The following is a 16,706-nucleotide window of genomic DNA, read 5'->3' on the forward strand; positions in this document are numbered from 1 at the left end:
GGTGAGCGGATGAGCGCACGGTTCGAGGAGATCGACTGGAAGCCGACACCGATGGGCGACATCAGCCTGCGGCGGCGGCGTGATCCGTCCTCCGGCGAGGACGTCTACGAGGTGAAGCTAGGCGACGAGTTCCTGATGTCCAGCCTCTTCACCGCGGGCGAGATCGCCCTCACCGAGCTCGGCCTGGCCAAGCTGCCCGGCGCCAAGCTGCCTGGTGACGGCCTGGACGTGGTGGTCGGCGGCCTCGGTCTCGGCTACACCGCCAGAGCGGCCCTGGACGACCCCCGGGTGAACTCGCTGATCGTGGTCGACACCCTCGGCGAGGTGATCGACTGGCACCGGCGCGGCCTGGTCCCGCTGGGCGCCGGACTGGCCTCGGACCCGCGCTGCCGACTGGTCCACGGGGACTTCTTCGCCATGGTCGGCGACACCTGCGGCTTCGACCCGGAAGCGCCGGACCGCCGCTTCCACGCCATCCTGCTGGACGTCGACCACTCGCCGCGCCAGGTGCTGCACCCGCGCCACGCCGCGCTCTACCTGCCGGGCGGGCTGCGCGCGCTGGCCGCCCGGCTCCAGCCCGAGGGCGTCTTCGCGCTCTGGTCGAACGACCCGCCGGATCCGGAGTTCGGCGCGGTCCTCGCCGAGGTGTTCGCCGAGTCGGCGGCCCATGTCGTCTCCTTCGACAACCCGCTGCAGGGGGGCTTGGCGACCAACACCGTCTATGTCGCCAGAATCTGAGGCGCGGACCATGGCCGGCCCCGCGCCCCGCCAGTAGAGTCCGGCCATGCCTCGACGCCGCTTCGCGCTCGGACGTCCCACCTGGACCCTGCTGCCCTCGGCCCTGACCGTGCTGCTGACCGCGGCCGGACTGCTGTGGGCCCTCCGCCTCGGCTATGCGCCGATGCGGTACGGCACGGCCGCCGTGATCCTGGTCGCGGTGGCGGCCTCGCTGCTGCTCGGCCGGGTGGCCGACAACTGGCCCGCCCGGCTGGTGCGCACCGCCGGGTACGCGCTGATCCTGGCCGAGGGCCTGTTCCTGGCCCACAGCCTCGGCTCCGCCACCGAGGCCGACCAGTCGCACGAGAAGACCGTGCACGGCGTGCCGATCTTCGGCACCGTCCTGGTCTGCTGCCTGATCGCCCTGGCCGCCACGACCTCGCGCCGGGCCGCTGTCGGCGCCCGCACCCTGGCCATCGGCGGCGGAGCGGGCGCGGTGACCGGTGCGGCCGTGCTCACGGCCGTCCTGCTTGCCCCGCCGCTGCCCGCGCGCCCCGGCTGGGCCGTGCTCACCATGGCGGCCGCGGGGTTCGCGGCGTTCCTGGTCGCGCAGAAGTGGCTGGATCAGCCGCGGCACGTAGCCGTCGCCACGCTGTGCGCGGTGGTGCTGACCGCCTTGCTGCTGGCGACGACGGCCGAGGGCCTGTTCCAGTTCACCGCGCACTGGGTGCCGGACACCAGCCCCGCCAACGTCCCGGCGGCCGACCGGCTGGCGAACAACCGCGACGGGGTCGAGGACCCCTACCTCTGGATTCTCGCCCTCGGCTTCCTCAGCTCCCTGGTCCTGGCCGGGCTGAGCGGCGGGGCGAAAGTGTCCAGGATTTCGCCATTTGTCGGCATGGCCCGCACAAGCGGCGTTAGGGTGGACCCATGAACGTGCTCGTGCGCCGTCGCCATGTCGACTTCGGACGTCTCTCCAGCTCCGCGTGTTGCTGCCGCCGCCACCGCTGATCTTCTGATCTGGCAGGACCCCGCAGTGTCACGGCCCATTTCGGCGCACCCCGAGCACTCCCGGAGCGAACCATGTCCGAAGCACGTACCGAAACCGAGCAGTACCTCGCCCACAACTCCGGCTACGCCGCCTCCTTCCAAGGCCCGCTGCCGCTGCCGCCCGCGCGCCACACGGCGGTTCTGGCCTGCATGGACGCCCGACTGAACGTCTACGGCGTGCTGGGTCTGAACGAGGGCGACTCGCATGTGATCCGCAACGCCGGCGGGGTCGCCACCGACGACGCGATCCGCTCGCTGGCCATCAGCCAGCGACTGCTCGGCACCCGCGAGATCATCCTGATCCACCACACCGACTGCGGCATGCTGACCTTCTCCGACGACGCGTTCCGCGAGTCCATCCGCGCGGAGACCGGCATCAAGCCGCCGTGGGCGGCCGAGGCGTTCGGCGACCTGGAGACGGACGTCCGCCAGTCCGCCGCCCGGATCAAGGCGAGCCCGTTCATCCCGCACACCGACCAGGTCCGCGGTTTCGTCTTCGACGTCGCCACCGGAAAACTGGACGAGGTCGTCCTGTAGGACAGCATGACGTCAGCGGGGCCCCTGAGCAGGGGCTCCGCCGGCGTCATGTCACGTCACGGCAGGGTGCGGACCGGCGGCAGCAGGGACGGCGGCGAGCAGCGCGGCGAGGTGGCGCAGACCGCCAGCGTCCGCCGCGAGGCGCCTTCGGCGACCTGCACCCACCAGAGCGTGGGGTAGGCGTTCCCGCAGATCGCACAGACCTTCCGCGGTTGCCTGGCCGGCGGCGGTTGCCTGGCCGGCAGCGGCGCGGGCGGCAGCAACTGCGGCGCAGCCGCATACGGAACCGGCGGGAGCAGTTGCGGCGGAGCCGCCTGCGGGACCGGCGGCAGCGCCACCGGCGGAACCCCCGGCGGCAGCAGCTTCGGCGGAGCCGGAGCCGCCTTCTCCCAGATCGGGGCGCCCTTCACCAGCACCCGGAAGTCATGGCTGCACTTCCCGCAGGTGACCAGCACCGGCTCCTTCCGCAGATCCCCGCAGCCGGGGCAGAAGGTGACCGGCTGTTCGTCCGCCTCGGTGCTCTCGCAGCGGCCGCAGATGAAGTCCGGGTCCAGTTTGGCCTGCCGGAAGACCGTGCCGAAGACCATGAAGGGGTTGGGTTCGCCCCGCCCCGCGGACATGCTGACCACCGAGGCCAGCATCTTCAGATTGCGGTTCTTCTCGCGCAACCGCTGCAGGTCGAGGTTGACCACCTTGGGGTGCCGGCAGTCGCGGCAGACGCAGAGCGTCCGCACCGGCAGCTGCGAGCGGATGCCCAGCTGCTGGTGCAGGAATTCAAAGGTCTTCCGCTGGTCCTCGGGCAGTTCGACCGCGAGGGTGCCCCGGCCGCCGGAGTTGAGCCGCTGCTCGATCAGCGCCGCGAGCTGCTCCACCTTGGCCGCCAGCGGCGGCGGCAGCGCGCCGGGCCGGGAGCTGATCATCACCGGGATGGCCAGCAGCGTCCGCGCGGTGCTCATCTCCATGGTGACGGCGCCGGCCGAGCAGCTGACCACCAGCCGGTCGTAGCCGCTCCAGCCGGTGGGGCCGGTGGAGCGGGGGCCGCCGGACAGCCGCTCCGAGATCCGCGCGGACATGCCGCCGACCAGGCGCTGGCCCACCGCGTGCCCGCGTTCCAGCGCCTCGACGTTGGGGCCGCGGACCCACCAGCGCGGCTCGGCGAACCCGACCTTCGCCGCTGCCGGGTCGAGCTGCGCCAGCGCCTGGTCCAGCGCTTGCAGCAGCGCCTGGAAGGCCGCCTGGTAGGGGCCCTGCACCCCGAGCACCACGGCCGACACCGAACGGTCCGTCAGATGCAGGGCGCAGGAGCTGCCCCCGGGCTCGGGGGTGAACTGTAGCCGTGCCCCGACCGGGACCTGATCCGGCATCAGCATCGCCGAGCGGACCGCGGAACCCCGTTGGGCCTCCACCACGGTGGCCATCTCGGAGGTGACCCGGAAGCCGAGCCGGCGCAGGACGTCGACGGCCGCGGTGCGGACCCGTCCCGCGTCGGCGGCGACCCGGCGCTCGGCGTCGAGGGTGATCGAGGGCACGGCCCCTCCGGGCATTCAGCAGGAACCGGACGGCCTGGGACCGTCCGAAGGACCCGGACGGGTCAGGAGGACAGGTCGTCGGCGGCGTCGGCGACATAGCCGTCGGCCGCGGCGGACTCGTCCAGCGAGGAGTCCGCGTAGTCGAGCGAGGTGCCGGCGTCCTCGATCGCGGTCGAGTAGTCGGGCTCGTCCCCGGTGATGTAGGAGTCGAAGTTGGCCTCCTGGACGTCCTCCGACGCCCAGTTGGCGTAGAAGTCGGACGTCCCGGCGTCCTCCTCGGCGAAGTTCTCCTGCAGTGCCGCGTCGCCGAGGTCGCTCTGCGCCTCGGTCACCTGCTCCGCCGTCACATCCGTGTCGCCCGGCGCGAGGTAGTCGTCCCAGTCGGTCATGGTCCCCCCATGCGTTCGCTTGCCGTGCCGCCCATCTCCAGGCGGCAGCTGACATCCCCTCGGACAGAATAGCGAACCTGCACGGTTCCGGATGGGTTCGGATTGATTTGTTCCGATCCTGTCCCGACGCCGGAAAAAACGCCGGAATCGGCGTCAGCCGAGGGTGGAGTGCTGCACGCTCGGCCTGCCCGCGCCGAGGAAGAAGATGCCCGGATAGCCGGCCGTCTCAAAGCCCGCGCTGGGGTTGGACTTCAGCGTGGAGTTCTGCAGCGTGAGGGTCCCGGTGCGGTCGTTGCTGACGTAGAACAGCGCCCCGCCGCCCTCCTTGGCCGTGTTGTGCTCGATCACCGAGCCCGCGACGGTGACGGTGTAGCGGTTGCCGTCGGTGTAGATCGCCCCGCCGCTGCCGCCGCCGGGCGTCCCGCTGCGGGCCGGGTTCGCGCCGCTGCCGACCGCGGAGTTGTAGGTCAGCACGCTGTTCAGCACCGTCCAGGACACCCCGATGCTGCTGAGCGCGCCGCCGTTGGAGCAGCTGCCGCCCTGGCCCGGGGCACCGCCGAAGGTGCTGTCCACGATGTAGACCGGCAGCCCGCCGGACTGGTCCAGCGCGCGGATCGCCGCGCCGCCGAGATCCGGCCCGGTGCGGTCGCAACGGTTGCGCACAAAGCGGGAGTTGACGACCTTCAGCCGCCCGCCCCGGTCCAGGATGGCGCCTCCGCCGCCGCCCTCGGCGGTGTCCCCGGTGGAGTTCCCGTCAGCGAAGGTGAGGTTCTGCACCGTGAGTTGGGGCGAGCTCTGGTCGTTGCAGTGCGAGGTGGTCCAGCCCTGGGCCTGGTCGCAGGTGTCCATGTAGAGGATCCGCCGCCGGCCGGCCCCGCTGAGCGTCACCTTGCCGCCGCCGTCGAGCACCACCCGGGAGGACGTGTTCCTGACCTTGGCGGTGGCGTCCATCGTGATCACCACCGGGTCGGGGCCGCAGGAGAAGGTGATCACTCCCCCGGCCGCGACCGCGGCGACCACCGCGGCGGAGGTGCAACTGCCGGGCGTGCCATGGCCGACCGTACGGGTCGGGTGCGTGCTGTCGACCGCCTGCGCAGCGGTCGGGACGGCCGCCCCACCGCCGGGGTTCCCGGCCTTCGGCAGCGGTGGCACCCGCTTCTTCGCGGACGGGACGGCGGTCGGCTTCGCGGAGGCGCTCGGCCGGGCCGTGCTGGTACTCGGGCCCGGCGTCGACGCGACCGCCGATCCCACCACCCCGCCCAGCCCGGCCGGACCGGAACCGGCCACCGCGACCGACGGCGTACCGCCGGATCCGCAGCCGGCCAGGAGCAGGCTCGACACCACTCCGGCGGCAACCACAACAGCCCCACGTATGGACGACATCGCCCGATGCTAGCGGCACTCAGCCGTTCGCGGACCCGGTCCCGACAGTCCCGACAGTCCCGATGACCACAGTGGCGTACAGCTCCTCGCAACCGACCACCCGGGGGATCAGCCCGGCCCGGGCGAACAGCTCGACCGTGCCGGAGGACTGACGCCGGCTAGTCTCCACCAGCAGATGCCCGCCCGGGGCCAGCCACTCGGCCGCCCCGGCGATCACCCGGCGCTGGACGTCGAGCCCGTCCGCCCCGCCGTCGAGCGCGACCAGCGGCTCGTACACCCGGGCCTCCTGCGGCAGCAGGCCGATCTCCTCGGTGGGCACGTAGGGGGCGTTGGCGACCAGCACGTCGACCCGGCCGCGCAGCGCGTCCGGCAACGCCTGGTAGAGGTCGCCCTGGTGCACCAGCCCGCCGACCGGCAGGACATTGCGCCGGGCGCAGCGCACCGCCGCCGGCTCGACGTCGGCGGCATGCAACTCGATCCCCGCGTCCGAAGCCGAAGCCGCGGCAACGGCCACGCCCAGTGCTCCGGTTCCGCAGCAGAGGTCGACCACCACGGCGCCGGGCGCGGCCAGCGCGACCGCCTCGGCGACCAGGAACTCGGTGCGGCGGCGGGGGACGAAGACACCGGGGTCCACCGCGATCCGCAGTCCGCAGAACTCGGCCCAGCCGAGGACCTGTTCCAGCGGGAGGCCGTCCGCGCGCCGCTCGACCATCGCGGCGAGTTCCTCGGGCGTGGGGGCGATGGCGATCAGGAGTTCCGCCTCGTCCTCGGCGAAGACGCAGCCGGCGGCACGCAGCCTGGTGACGATGGCGGGGAAGGTGAGGGGCGAAGGGGATGCCGACAAAGTGAGTGTGCCTTTCGGGGACGCCTGGGGGCGCCCTCCCGGTCACCTGTGTCGGTGTGACCGCGCGGTCGTGGGGCACGAACCGCAGGGTGAGGGCACCCGGTCTGCTACAGCGGTCACTGGGTCCCACCTCCTTCGATCGGTCCTTGCCTGCACGGGGTCGGGCACCGTTCCGGCGCCGACGCCCGCCACAGTACACGAGTCATACGAAGGCGCCGATGCCTGTCGCCGCACGGCCCGCGATCAGGGTGTTGATCTTCCTGGTGCCCTCGTAGGAGTAGAGCGCCTCGGCGTCGGCGACGAAGCGGCCGATGCTGTAGTCCAGCACGATCCCGTTGCCCGCGAGCAGTTCCCGGCCCCAGCCGACGGTCTCCCGCATCCGGGTGGTGCAGTAGGCCTTGGCCAGCGCGGACTGCTCGTCGCGGAAGGCGCCGGAGTCCTCCAGCTGCGCCAGCCTGGTGACCATGCCGAGGCAGGCGGTGGCATTGCCCTGCATCCGCACCAGCAGATCCTGGACCAGCTGGAACCGGGCGATCGGGCCGCCGAACTGCTCCCGCTCGACCGCGTAGTCCAGGGCGATCCGGTACGCCGCGAGCATCACCCCGACCGCCTCCCAGGCCACCCCGCTGCGGGTGTGCCGCAGCACGTCCGCCGTGTCCCGGAAGCCGTGCGCCTCCTGCAGCCGGTCGGTCTCCGGGACCCGGCAGTCGGTGAGCACGATGTCCGCGTTCTCGACGGTGCGCAGCGCCATCTTGTTCTCGATCTTGGTGGCGCTGAAGCCGGGGTTGCCGCCGTGCACGACGAAGCCGAGGACCTGGCCGCTCTCCTCGTCCCTGGCCCAGACCACGGTCAGGTCGGCGAAGGTGGCGTTGCCGATCCAGCGCTTGGCGCCGTTGAGCACCCAGCTGTCGCCGTCCCGCCTGGCGGTGGTGCGCAGCCCGGCCGCGACGTCGGAGCCGCCCAGCGGTTCGGTGAGCGCGAAGGCGCCGATCTGCTCCATCCGGCCCATCGCCGGCAGCCAGCGGTCACGCTGCTCCGGGGAGCCGCAGCGGGCGATGCTGCCCATGGCGAGGCCGGAGTGGACGCCGTAGAAGGTGGCCATGGAGGCGTCGACCCGGGCCATCTCCAGCGCGATGAAGCCGCTGAGCATGCTGCTGGCCGGCTTCTCCGCGTAGGGCAGTCCGGCGATGCCGAGCTCGGCGTAGCGCGGGACCAGGTCGTGCGGGAACTCCGCCCGGCCCCACCAGTCGTTGGCGTGCGGGGCGACCTCCCGCTGCAGGAAGTCGCGGACCCGGAGCAGCACCTCCGACTCCTCGGGGGACAGCAGCTCCTGGAACCGGTACAGGTCCTCGACCAGCACATTCTCAGCCATCGGCCTCTCCTCGCCTCGGCGGGCGGCGACAGCACCGCCACGTCGGCGCGCCTACCCGGTGAGATCAACTCCGATCATTGTGTGACTCAGGTCACATATGTCGGCGGTCGCGCCGGGGAAGGCTGGAGGAATGACCGCAACCAGCATCACCCCGCTCGCCGACGCCTTCGACCGGATCAAGGAGACGGTCGAGGACGTCCTCGACGGCCTGGGCCCGGACGACCTCTCCGCCCGCCTCGACCCCGACGCCAACTCCATCGGCTGGCTGGTCTGGCACCTCACCCGGGTCCAGGACGACCATGTCGCCAAGGCCGCCGACGTCCCGCAGATCTGGCACTCGGGCGACTGGCAGAAGCGCTTCGACCTGCCCTACCCCGCCGACGCCCACGGCTACGGCCAGTCCAGCAGCGACGTCGATGCCTTCCGGGACGTCCCGGCGGCCCTGCTGGCGCAGTACCACGGCGCGGTCCACGCGCAGACGCTCAGCTTCCTGGACACCCTGGCCGACGCGGACCTGCAGCGGGTGGTCGACGAGTCCTGGCAGCCCCCGGTCACCCTCAGCGTCCGACTGGTCAGTGTGATCGCCGACGACCTCCAGCACGTCGGCCAGGCCGCCTTCGTCCGCGGCGTGCTGCGGCGGCGCCGGTCGTCCTGACCCGGCCGGGTGTCGGCGCTCCGTGCAGCCATTCCTTACGGAGTGCGGACGCCTCGGCGCTTTGCGGCTTTTGCCCGATTGGGACCTCTCGGCAGCCTCTAATCTGAAGATCGGTCAAGCAGCCATGCAGTCCATCAACTCCCTTGCCTTGCAGCGGAGTTGATGGAACATGCGGCGGACCGGCCATCAGACGCCACCCAGGTCCCAGGGAGTTCGATCATGTCCTCGATCCGCGCCGCCCGCTCTCGCGCCCGCACCCTCGCCGTCGCCACCGCCGTGGCCGCCGCCACCGCCCTGTTCGCCGCCCCCGCCTTCGCCGCCGGCGCCAACGAGGGCGGCAGTCACGGCGAGGGCGGCGGCCACGGCGCGCCCGTGTTCGTGCAGAGCGACAACACCGCGGGCAACACCGTCGTCGCCTACCACCGCAACGCCGACGGAACGCTCACCCAGACGGGCGTCTACGCCACCGGCGGCCTCGGCGGGGTCCTGGCCGGGTCGGCCGTGGACCACCTGGCCTCGGAGGGCTCGCTGGTCCTGGACCAGCGGCACCAGCTGCTCTACGCGGTGAACGCGGGCAGCGACAGCGTCACCGTCTTCGCCGTGCACGGCGACCGGCTGCAGCGGCTCCAGACGGTCTCCTCCGGCGGGCAGTTCCCGGTCAGCGTCGCGGTCCACGGCGACCTGGTCTATGTCGCCAACGCCCTCGGCGGCGGCTCGGTCCAGGGCTTCACCCGGGTCGGCGACCGCCTGGTCCGGATCCCCTCCTGGCACCGCGGCCTGGGCCTGGACCCGGCCGCGACGCCCCAGTTCACGCACACCCCCGGGCAGATCGGGTTCACCCCGGACGGCCGGGAGCTGATCGTCACCACCAAGGCCGCCGCCAACAGCATCGATGTCTTCCCGCTGTCCGGCTTCGGCGCGCCGGCCGCCGCCCCGGTGGTCACCTCCACCCCCGGCGCGGTGCCGTTCGGCTTCGCCTTCGACCCGGCCGGCCGGCTCCAGGTCACCGAGGCCGGACCCAACGCCGTGGCCACCTACACCGTCGGCTGGCACGGCGCGCTGACCGCGGTCGGCACGCCGGTGGCCACCGGCCAGGCCGCGACCTGCTGGATCGCCGCCACCGGCCACCACCTCTACGCCTCCAACGCCGGCAGCGGCAGCCTCTCCGGCTTCCAGGTCGGCAGCCACGGCACGCCCGCCGCCCTGGGCAACACCGCCACCGACGGCGGCACCGTCGACGCCACCGCCAGCGCCGACGGCCGCTTCCTCTACGCCCAGACCGGGGCCAAGGGCATCGTCGACGAGTTCCGGGTCGGCCACGACGGCACGCTCACCGCGATCGGCTCGGTCACCGTCCCCGGCGCGGTCGGCGGCGAGGGCATCGCGGCCGGCTGAGGCCCGGCCGACGGCGCGCGCCGGGGGCTCCCGGGAGCCCTCGGCGCGCGCCGGGCCCCGGCGACGGGACATGATGGGGGAAACGTCCGAGAGAAGTGAGAACAGCCCCATGACCTCCGTCCTCTTCGTTGTCACCGGCGCCACCGGCTGGACCCTCGCTGACGGCACGACACATCCCACCGGCTACTGGGCCGAGGAGCTGGCCGAGCCGCACCGGATCTTCCGCGAGGCCGACTTCGACATCACCGTCGCCACCCCGGGCGGCGTCGTCCCCACCGTCGACCAGGGCAGCCTGTCCGCCCAGGCCAACGGCGGGCAGGAGCGCGCCGACGCCATCGCCGGCTACCTGGAGTCGATCCGCTTCGAGCTCGAGGAGCCGCACGCGCTGGAGAAGGTCGAGCTGGACCACTACGACATCGTCTTCTACCCGGGCGGCCACGGCCCGATGGAGGACCTCGCCGTCAACGAGGTGTCCGGCAAGCTGCTGACCAAGGCCCTGGACGCGGGCACCCCCATCGGCATCCTCTGCCACGCCCCGGCCGCGCTGCTGGCCGCCCGCCGCGAGGACGGCAGCTGGCCCTTCGCCGGCTACCGGATGACCGCCTTCACCAACGCCGAGGAGCGTGCGGCCGGGCTGGCCGACAAGGCGAAGTGGCTGCTCCAGGACCGACTGGAGGAGCTCGGCGCCGACTTCGACGAGGGCCCGGCGTTCGCCGGACACACCGTCACCGACCGCACCCTGTACACGGGCCAGAATCCGGCGTCCTCGGGCGAACTCGCCCGTACGCTGATCGAAGCGGCACTCTGACACCCGGAGGCGGACGAACCATGGCAACCATCGGACTCATCGGCAGCGGAAACATCGGCCAGGCGATCGCCCGGCAGGCGATCGCGCACGGCTACGACGTGGTCCTGAGCAACTCGCGCGGCCCGGAGACGCTGGCCGAGCTGGTGGCCGAGCTGGGCCCGCAGGCCTCGGCGGCGACCCCGGCCGAGGCCGGGGCGGCCGGGGACATCGTGGTGGTGACCGTCCCGTTCAAGGCCTACCAGCGGGTCCCGGCCGAGCCGCTCGCTGGGAAGGTCGTGATCGACACCAACAACTACTACGTCGAGCGCGACGGCCATGTCGACGCCATCGACAGCGGCGCGGCCACGGTCAGCGGCCTGCTCGCCAAACACCTGCCGGACTCCAGGATCGTCAAGGCCTTCAACAACATCCAGGCCGCCCACATTATCGACGACGCCACCCCGGCCGGCACCCCCGACCGCCGCGCGCTGCCGATCTCCGGCGACGACGCGGAGGCCAAGAAGGTCGTCACCGACCTGATCGAGGCGTTCGGCTTCGACGTGGTGGACGCGGGCCCGCTGGCCGAGGGGCGCCGCTTCGACCGCGACAAGCCCGCCTACGGCCCCCGGTTCACCGCCGCCGAGCTGCGCGAGGCGCTGGCGCAGGGCTGAGCCGTCCGCGCACAGTCACGGGGAGTGCGGCCGGTCCCGCCGTGCCTCACTCCCCGGTGTCGGCCCCCCAGAAGCCGGGGCCGCCGCCCTCCCACCGCACGGACCCGGTGTTGGCCAGGTCGACGTCCTCAAGACCGGCCCGGCGGGCGAACTCGGTCACATCCTCGATGCCGTAGGCCTTGCCGACCACGGTGCCGAGGATCTCCACCCGGCGGTAGGGCGGCCTCTCCTCCATCACCGGCGGGCGGACGACGATATGGGCGGCATGGTGCTGGTGCTCGTTCGAAGAGTCGTTCATGCGACATACGTTCCCCTTGGTGCGGCTGATACGCACCCCGGCCCACCGGCGAGAGCCCTCAGAGCCCCTCCTGGGCCGCCAGCTCCCTGACCGTGGCGATGGTGTCGGCCTCGGCCGGCCCCTTGTCGTCCCGGTAGCGCAGCACCCGGGCGAAGCGCAGGGTCAGCCCGGACGGGTAGCGGGGGCTGCGCTGCAGCCCGTCGAAGGCGACCTCCACCACCAGCTCGGGACGGACCCGGACGGTCCAGCTGTCCCGGTCGACCTCCCGGGCCAGCAGCTCCCTGGTCTGGAAGGCGAGCATCTCGTCGGTGAGGCCCTTGAAGGTCTTGCCGAGCATCACCCACTCCCCCAGGCCCTCCGCTCCGTCCGCGCGGGCGCCCAGGTGCAGATTGCTGAGCAGCCCCTGCCGGCGTCCGCTGCCCCACTCGACCGCGAGCACCACCAGATCGAGCGTGTGCCGGGGCTTCACCTTGATCCATCCGGCCCCGCGCCGGCCGGCCGCGTAGGGCGCCTGCGGATCCTTGACCACCAGGCCCTCGTGGCCGTGGGCCAGCGCGTCCCGGAAGAAGGCCAGCGCGGCCTCGTCGTCCCCGGTGACCAGCCGCGGCACCCGCAGCTCCGGCGGCAGCAGCCCGGCCAGGGCCTCGAAGCGCTGCTCGCCCGGCCGGTCCAGCAGGTCCGCGCCGTCCAGGTGCAGCAGGTCGAAGAAGAAGACGCTCAGCGGCACCCGCTCCCGCAGCGCCCGCACGTCCTGGCGGGAGGCGGTGCGGGCGGCGGTCTCCTGGAACGGCCTCGGCCGGCCGTCCTGGCCCAGCGCGATGACCTCTCCGTCCAGCACGGCGGAGCGCAGCGGCAGGGCCAGGGCGGCCTCGACCACCTCCGGCACCCTGGCGGTGATGTCGTCCAGGCTGCGGGTGAAGACGCCGACCTGGTCGCCGTCCCGGTGCACCTGGACCCTGATCCCGTCCAGCTTCCACTCGAGACCGGCCGGGCGGACCCGGTCCAGGGCGGTGGCGACGTCGGGCGCGGAGGCGGCCAGCATCGGCCGTACCGGTCGGCCCAGCTCCAGGCCGAAGGCGCGGAGCGCGGCGGACCCGCCCTCCAGCGCCGCCGCTGCCACCGCGGCGGCGGACCCGCGGAACATCAGCGCCCGGCGCACGTCCGCCACCGGCACCCCGGCGGCCTTGGCCACGGCGTCCCCCATCACCGCGTCCAGCGCGCCCTGCCGCAGTTCTCCGCCCAGCACCGCCCGGAGGAACCCCTGCTCCTCGGCCGTGGCCCGGGCGAACAGCGCGGTGAGCAGGCGCTGCCGCTCGGCCTGGGAGCCCGTCCCCTGGACCGCCGCCAGGGTCCGCAGCGCCTGCTCGGTCTCGGCGATGCCCAGCGTCGGCGCGGCCGCGGGCGGCGGCAGCTCGCGCAGCGCGGCCGGACCCACCCCGATCCGCATCCGCCGCGACTCGCCGGACAGCAGCGACACCGCGGCCGGCAGGTCCACCGGCCCCAGACCGCGCAGCAGCTCGGCCAGCAGCGCCACCTTGGCGTTGCGGGCGGGCTCGGCGGCGGTGGCGCGCGAGGCGGCGGCGACCTGCTGCAGCACGGTCCTGCTACGACCCTTCGCTCGGACCGCTGAGCGCGGTCAGTTCGGCCAGGTCCTGGTCCGACAGCTTCAGCGCGGCCGCGGCGAGGTTGTCCTCCAGGTGCGCCACGCTGGACGTGCCGGGGATCGGCAGCATCACCGGCGAGCGGTGCAGCAGCCAGGCCAGCGCCACCTGGGACGGGGACGCGTCCAACCGGGCGGCGATCTCCCGGAGCGGCCCGTCCTCGCCCGCGAGCGCGCCGGTGGCCAGCGGGAACCAGGGGATGAAGCCGATGCCGTGCTGCTCGGCGTGGTCCAGCAGCGCCTCGGAGGCGCGGTCGGTCAGGTTGTAGCGGTTCTGCACGGTGGCGATCTCCGCGGTCTGCTGGGCGGCCTTCAGCTCCTCCACGCTCACCTCGGACAGGCCGATGTGGGCGATCTTGCCCTCCTGCTGGAGCAGCTTCAGCTCACCGATCTGGTCCGCCAGCGGCACCGCGGGGTCGATCCGGTGCAGCTGGAACAGTTCGATCCGCTCCACGCCGAGGTGGCGCAGGCTCATCTCGGCCTGCTGCCGCAGGTACTCGGGCCGGCCGACCGGAGCCCACCGGCCCGGACCCGAACGGGTGAACCCGGCCTTGGTGGCGATCACCAGGTCGTCCGAGTAGGGGTGCAGGGCCCGCCGGATCAGCGGCTCGGCCACGACCGGGCCGTAGGAGTCGGCGGTGTCCAGCAGGTTCACGCCCAGCTCGACGGCGCGCCGCAGCACCCGTACCGCCTCGTCCGGGTCCTTGGGATCGCCCCAGACACCGGGCCCGGTGAGCTGCATGGTCCCGTAGCCCAGCCGGGTGACCGTACGGTCTCCACCGAGCTGGAACGTCCCTGACTGCGCAATGACTGCGGTACTCACCATGTGCTCCTCCTGGTAGGTGACTCCCGGTCAACAACCGGCTCCCCTGCCGCGTTCATTCCTCCACCAGGAGCTGTTCCCGCAGTCGGGCCAGGGCTCGGGCCAGGAGCCGGGAGACGTGCATCTGGGAGATGCCCAGCCGGGCGCCGATCTCGGCCTGGGTCAGGTCCGCGCCGAAGCGCAGCCCGATGATTGTCGCGCTCCCGCTCGGTGAGGGTGTCCATCAGCGGCTTGAGCGAGGCCAGGTCGTCCACCGCGGCCAGCGCCGGATCGACCTCGCCGGAGCGTTCCAGCACGGCCTGGCCCTCGTCGGCGTCGTCCTGGGAGGAGTACAGGTCCAGCGAGCCGACGGTGTAGGCGTTGGACGCCAGCACCCCCTCGCGCACCTGCTCCTCGGTCAGGCCGAGGTGGACCGCCAGCTCGGCCTCGGTCGCCGCGCGCCCGAGCGTCTGCGACAGCTCGTCCCCGGCCTTCGCCAGCCGCAGCCGCAGCTCCTGCAGCCGCCGCGGCACATGGACGGTCCAGCTGGTGTCCCGGAAGAAGCGGCGGATTTCACCCAGCACCGTGGGCATCGCGAAGGTGGGGAACTCGAACTCGCGCTCCGGATCGAACCGGTCGATGGCCTTGATCAGCCCGATCGTGCCGACCTGGACGATGTCCTCCATCGGCTCGCTGCGCCCGCGGAACCGCGCCGCGGAGAACTTCACCAGCGCCAGGTTCAGCTCCACCAGGGTGCCGCGCACGTACTGGTGCTCGTGCGTCCCCGGTTCCAACGAGGCCAGGCGCCGGAACAGCGGCTTGGACAACGTCCGGGCGTCGGCGGGGGCGATCCCCCGCAGATCGGCCGGCCGCTCCGGCAGGGCGGACATCGTGGTCATGGTGTCCCTCTCGCTCATGCACCGTCGCAGCTACGCGGTTCATCGTCACCCGCGCCCCGGTGCTCCGCATCAGCGGAAAGCGATCAGGCCGACTGGGCCGAATCGGGGAACGCCGCCGCCCGGTCCGCCTGCTCCTCGATGAACTTCTTGAACTCCCCGAGGTCGTGCTGCACCTGGTGCGAGACAAAACCGAGCAGGTCCCCCACCGTGTCGACCACGCCGTGCGGCTCGTGGTCCAGCTGCAGCATGACCTTGGTCCGGTTGTCGTCGATGCGGTGGAAGGTGACCACGCCCCGCTGCTCGGGACCGTTGACGGAGGTCCAGGCGATCCGGTCGTCCGGCACCTGCTCGGTGATCCTCGCGTCGAACTCCCGGTGCACGCCGTCCACACTGGTCACCCAGTGCGTGAGCGTGGGGCTGAGCTGGTCGATCCGCTGCACGCCGCCCATGAACCGGGGGAACTCGGCGAACCGGGTCCACTGGTCGTAGACGGTGCTCAGCGGGACGTCGACCTCCACCGATTCCTCGATCTTTGACATCTCCAGCTACTCCTCAACGCCGGGCCGGACAGGCAGACTGCTCACCCGTCCGCCTGCCCGCTCCGGCCCGAACCACGCAGCCTGACCCGCACCGGACGGCGCCGGTGCCAGCACCGGGGACGGTCAGCCGGCGGCCGCGGGCTCCGGCTCCAGGTCCGCGCCGGACAGGGTGGTCGCCCGGAACGCGGAGCGGTCCAGGCCGGCCCAGTTGTCCGCCATCAGCCGCTGCGCCCCCAGCACCGCCACCCGCTCGCAGTCGTCGGCGACATGCACCGGCAGGTCGGCCTCCACCCGGACCGCCTCCTCAAGACCGTGCAACCGGGCCGCGCCGCCGGTCAGCACCAGGCCGCGCTCGAAGATGTCGGCGGACATCTCCACCGGGCAGCCCAGCAGCACCGCCGTGACCTGGTCGCAGACCGCCGCTACCGCCCGCGGCAGCAGCAGCTCGCGCAGCTCTTGCACCGGCAGCGAGAAGCCGCGCGGACGTCCGGTCGCCGCGTTCTGGCCGCGCACCGGCACCGTGTCGTCGGCCCCGGGCAGGCTCAGCGCGGTCTTCACCTGCTGCGCCGCCCCCGCGCTGACCACCAGCTGGTACTCCTCGCGCAGATAGCGGGCGACCACCGCGTCCAGCGCGTCACCGCCGAAGCGGGTCGAGCGCGAGGCGATGACCCGGCCGCAGACCAGCAGCGCCGCGCTGGTGTGCTCGGCGCCCAGGTCGACGATCACCGAGGCATAGGGGGTGTCCACCGGGATCCCGGCCCCGACCGCCGCCGCCAGCGCCTGCGGCACCAGCCGTACGTCGGTGAAGCCGGCGTCCCGGCACAATTGCTTGAGCGCGGCGGTGCCCAGGTCGGTGACCGCCGCCGAGATGCAGACGCCGACCCTGCCCCCGTAGCTGTACCGGCCCCGGCCCGCGTCGCGCAGCATCGAGCGCAGCATCAGCAGGGTGACGTCGTGGTCGGCGACGGTACCGCCGGCGGTGGGACGGCAGAGCCGCATCGCGCCCCAGGTCCGGCCCTCCATCACCAGCGCGTCGTCGCCCATGGCGAACACCGTGCCGTCCTCGTCGAGCACGGCGCGGGCCACCGTCTCGGCCACCGGCACATCCGCACCGCGCCGCAGCCGCAGCGTCGCCGCACCCAGGTCAATAGCAGCGCAGGATCGAAACTGGGCCACGTG

At 72.6% G+C, this 16,706-nt stretch carries 18 protein-coding genes and 1 pseudogene; 8 read left to right on the plus strand and 11 right to left on the minus strand.

The window, feature by feature from the left end:
• The first annotated feature begins 9 nt into the window (after positions 1 to 9).
• The 3 genes from ACXKR8_RS08600 to ACXKR8_RS08610 all read left to right on the plus strand — a co-directional run bounded on the left by ACXKR8_RS08600 (position 10) and on the right by ACXKR8_RS08610 (position 2,304).
• Positions 10 to 738 carry a polyamine aminopropyltransferase gene (locus ACXKR8_RS08600; protein ID WP_458272299.1) on the plus strand — a complete coding sequence of 243 codons (729 nt, stop codon included), beginning with the start codon at positions 10 to 12 and terminating at the stop codon, positions 736 to 738.
• Positions 739 to 784: 46 nt separating this feature from the next.
• Positions 785 to 1,651 (plus strand): hypothetical protein, encoded by an 867-nt coding sequence (locus ACXKR8_RS08605; RefSeq protein WP_458272300.1) that lies wholly within the window; start codon positions 785 to 787, stop codon positions 1,649 to 1,651.
• Positions 1,652 to 1,800: 149 nt separating this feature from the next.
• Positions 1,801 to 2,304: a beta-class carbonic anhydrase gene (locus ACXKR8_RS08610; protein WP_458272301.1), complete on the plus strand. Its 504-nt coding sequence runs from the start codon at positions 1,801 to 1,803 to the stop codon at positions 2,302 to 2,304.
• Positions 2,305 to 2,360: 56 nt separating this feature from the next.
• Here the strand turns inward: ACXKR8_RS08610 and ACXKR8_RS08615 are convergent, their stop codons facing one another.
• From ACXKR8_RS08615 to ACXKR8_RS08625, 3 genes are all read right to left on the minus strand, one after another.
• The gene (locus ACXKR8_RS08615) at positions 2,361 to 3,833 is read right to left on the minus strand and encodes an LLM class oxidoreductase (protein ID WP_458272302.1); all 1,473 of its coding nucleotides are present in this window, start codon (positions 3,831 to 3,833) and stop codon (positions 2,361 to 2,363) included.
• A 62-nt stretch (positions 3,834 to 3,895) separates the two neighbouring features.
• On the minus strand, positions 3,896 to 4,222 hold the full coding sequence (locus ACXKR8_RS08620; RefSeq protein WP_458272303.1) for a hypothetical protein: 327 nt from the start codon (positions 4,220 to 4,222) through the stop codon (positions 3,896 to 3,898).
• 153 nt (positions 4,223 to 4,375) lie between these two features.
• The gene (locus ACXKR8_RS08625) at positions 4,376 to 5,173 is read right to left on the minus strand and encodes a hypothetical protein (RefSeq protein WP_462100413.1); all 798 of its coding nucleotides are present in this window, start codon (positions 5,171 to 5,173) and stop codon (positions 4,376 to 4,378) included.
• Here ACXKR8_RS08625 and ACXKR8_RS08630 point away from each other — a divergent pair.
• Positions 5,145 to 5,618, plus strand: a complete 474-nt coding sequence (locus ACXKR8_RS08630) for a hypothetical protein (protein ID WP_462100414.1) — start codon at positions 5,145 to 5,147, stop codon at positions 5,616 to 5,618. The genes ACXKR8_RS08625 and ACXKR8_RS08630 overlap by 29 nt on opposite strands.
• Positions 5,619 to 5,624: 6 nt before the next feature.
• Here ACXKR8_RS08630 and ACXKR8_RS08635 read toward each other — a convergent pair whose 3' ends face one another.
• Positions 5,625 to 6,449, minus strand: coding sequence for a putative protein N(5)-glutamine methyltransferase (locus ACXKR8_RS08635; protein ID WP_458272305.1), 825 nt, complete (start codon positions 6,447 to 6,449; stop codon positions 5,625 to 5,627).
• A 202-nt stretch (positions 6,450 to 6,651) separates the two neighbouring features.
• Positions 6,652 to 7,821, minus strand: coding sequence for an acyl-CoA dehydrogenase family protein (locus tag ACXKR8_RS08640; RefSeq protein ID WP_458272306.1), 1,170 nt, complete (start codon positions 7,819 to 7,821; stop codon positions 6,652 to 6,654).
• A gap of 130 nt (positions 7,822 to 7,951) precedes the next feature.
• Here ACXKR8_RS08640 and ACXKR8_RS08645 point away from each other — a divergent pair, with 130 nt between their 5' ends.
• The 4 genes from ACXKR8_RS08645 (at position 7,952) to ACXKR8_RS08660 (ending at position 11,329) form a co-directional block, all read left to right on the plus strand.
• Entirely contained in the window at positions 7,952 to 8,476 is a 525-nt protein-coding gene (locus tag ACXKR8_RS08645) for a mycothiol transferase (RefSeq protein WP_458272307.1), read from the plus strand.
• A gap of 219 nt (positions 8,477 to 8,695) precedes the next feature.
• Positions 8,696 to 9,871 carry a lactonase family protein gene (locus ACXKR8_RS08650; protein ID WP_458272308.1) on the plus strand — a complete coding sequence of 392 codons (1,176 nt, stop codon included), beginning with the start codon at positions 8,696 to 8,698 and terminating at the stop codon, positions 9,869 to 9,871.
• Positions 9,872 to 9,980: 109 nt separating this feature from the next.
• Complete coding sequence (locus ACXKR8_RS08655; protein ID WP_458272309.1) at positions 9,981 to 10,679, plus strand: type 1 glutamine amidotransferase domain-containing protein; 699 nt, start codon at positions 9,981 to 9,983, stop codon at positions 10,677 to 10,679.
• A 20-nt stretch (positions 10,680 to 10,699) separates the two neighbouring features.
• The gene (locus ACXKR8_RS08660) at positions 10,700 to 11,329 is read left to right on the plus strand and encodes an NADPH-dependent F420 reductase (protein ID WP_458272310.1); all 630 of its coding nucleotides are present in this window, start codon (positions 10,700 to 10,702) and stop codon (positions 11,327 to 11,329) included.
• A 46-nt stretch (positions 11,330 to 11,375) separates the two neighbouring features.
• Here the strand turns inward: ACXKR8_RS08660 and ACXKR8_RS08665 are convergent, their stop codons facing one another.
• The 6 genes and pseudogenes from ACXKR8_RS08665 to ACXKR8_RS08690 form a co-directional block, all read right to left on the minus strand.
• The gene (locus tag ACXKR8_RS08665) at positions 11,376 to 11,627 is read right to left on the minus strand and encodes a hypothetical protein (RefSeq protein ID WP_458272311.1); all 252 of its coding nucleotides are present in this window, start codon (positions 11,625 to 11,627) and stop codon (positions 11,376 to 11,378) included.
• 58 nt (positions 11,628 to 11,685) lie between these two features.
• Entirely contained in the window at positions 11,686 to 13,224 is a 1,539-nt protein-coding gene (locus ACXKR8_RS08670) for an ATP-dependent DNA ligase (protein WP_458272312.1), read from the minus strand.
• A gap of 7 nt (positions 13,225 to 13,231) precedes the next feature.
• Positions 13,232 to 14,113 carry an aldo/keto reductase gene (locus ACXKR8_RS08675; protein WP_458272313.1) on the minus strand — a complete coding sequence of 294 codons (882 nt, stop codon included), beginning with the start codon at positions 14,111 to 14,113 and terminating at the stop codon, positions 13,232 to 13,234.
• A gap of 52 nt (positions 14,114 to 14,165) precedes the next feature.
• A pseudogene (locus tag ACXKR8_RS08680) lies at positions 14,166 to 14,988 on the minus strand (SigB/SigF/SigG family RNA polymerase sigma factor).
• 83 nt (positions 14,989 to 15,071) lie between these two features.
• Positions 15,072 to 15,527, minus strand: coding sequence for an SRPBCC family protein (locus ACXKR8_RS08685; protein ID WP_458272315.1), 456 nt, complete (start codon positions 15,525 to 15,527; stop codon positions 15,072 to 15,074).
• Positions 15,528 to 15,650: 123 nt separating this feature from the next.
• Positions 15,651 to 16,703 carry a rod shape-determining protein gene (locus tag ACXKR8_RS08690; protein ID WP_458272316.1) on the minus strand — a complete coding sequence of 351 codons (1,053 nt, stop codon included), beginning with the start codon at positions 16,701 to 16,703 and terminating at the stop codon, positions 15,651 to 15,653.
• Between the last annotated feature and the right edge of the window lie 3 nt (positions 16,704 to 16,706).

The organism is Streptacidiphilus sp. PAMC 29251 (assembly GCF_054208735.2).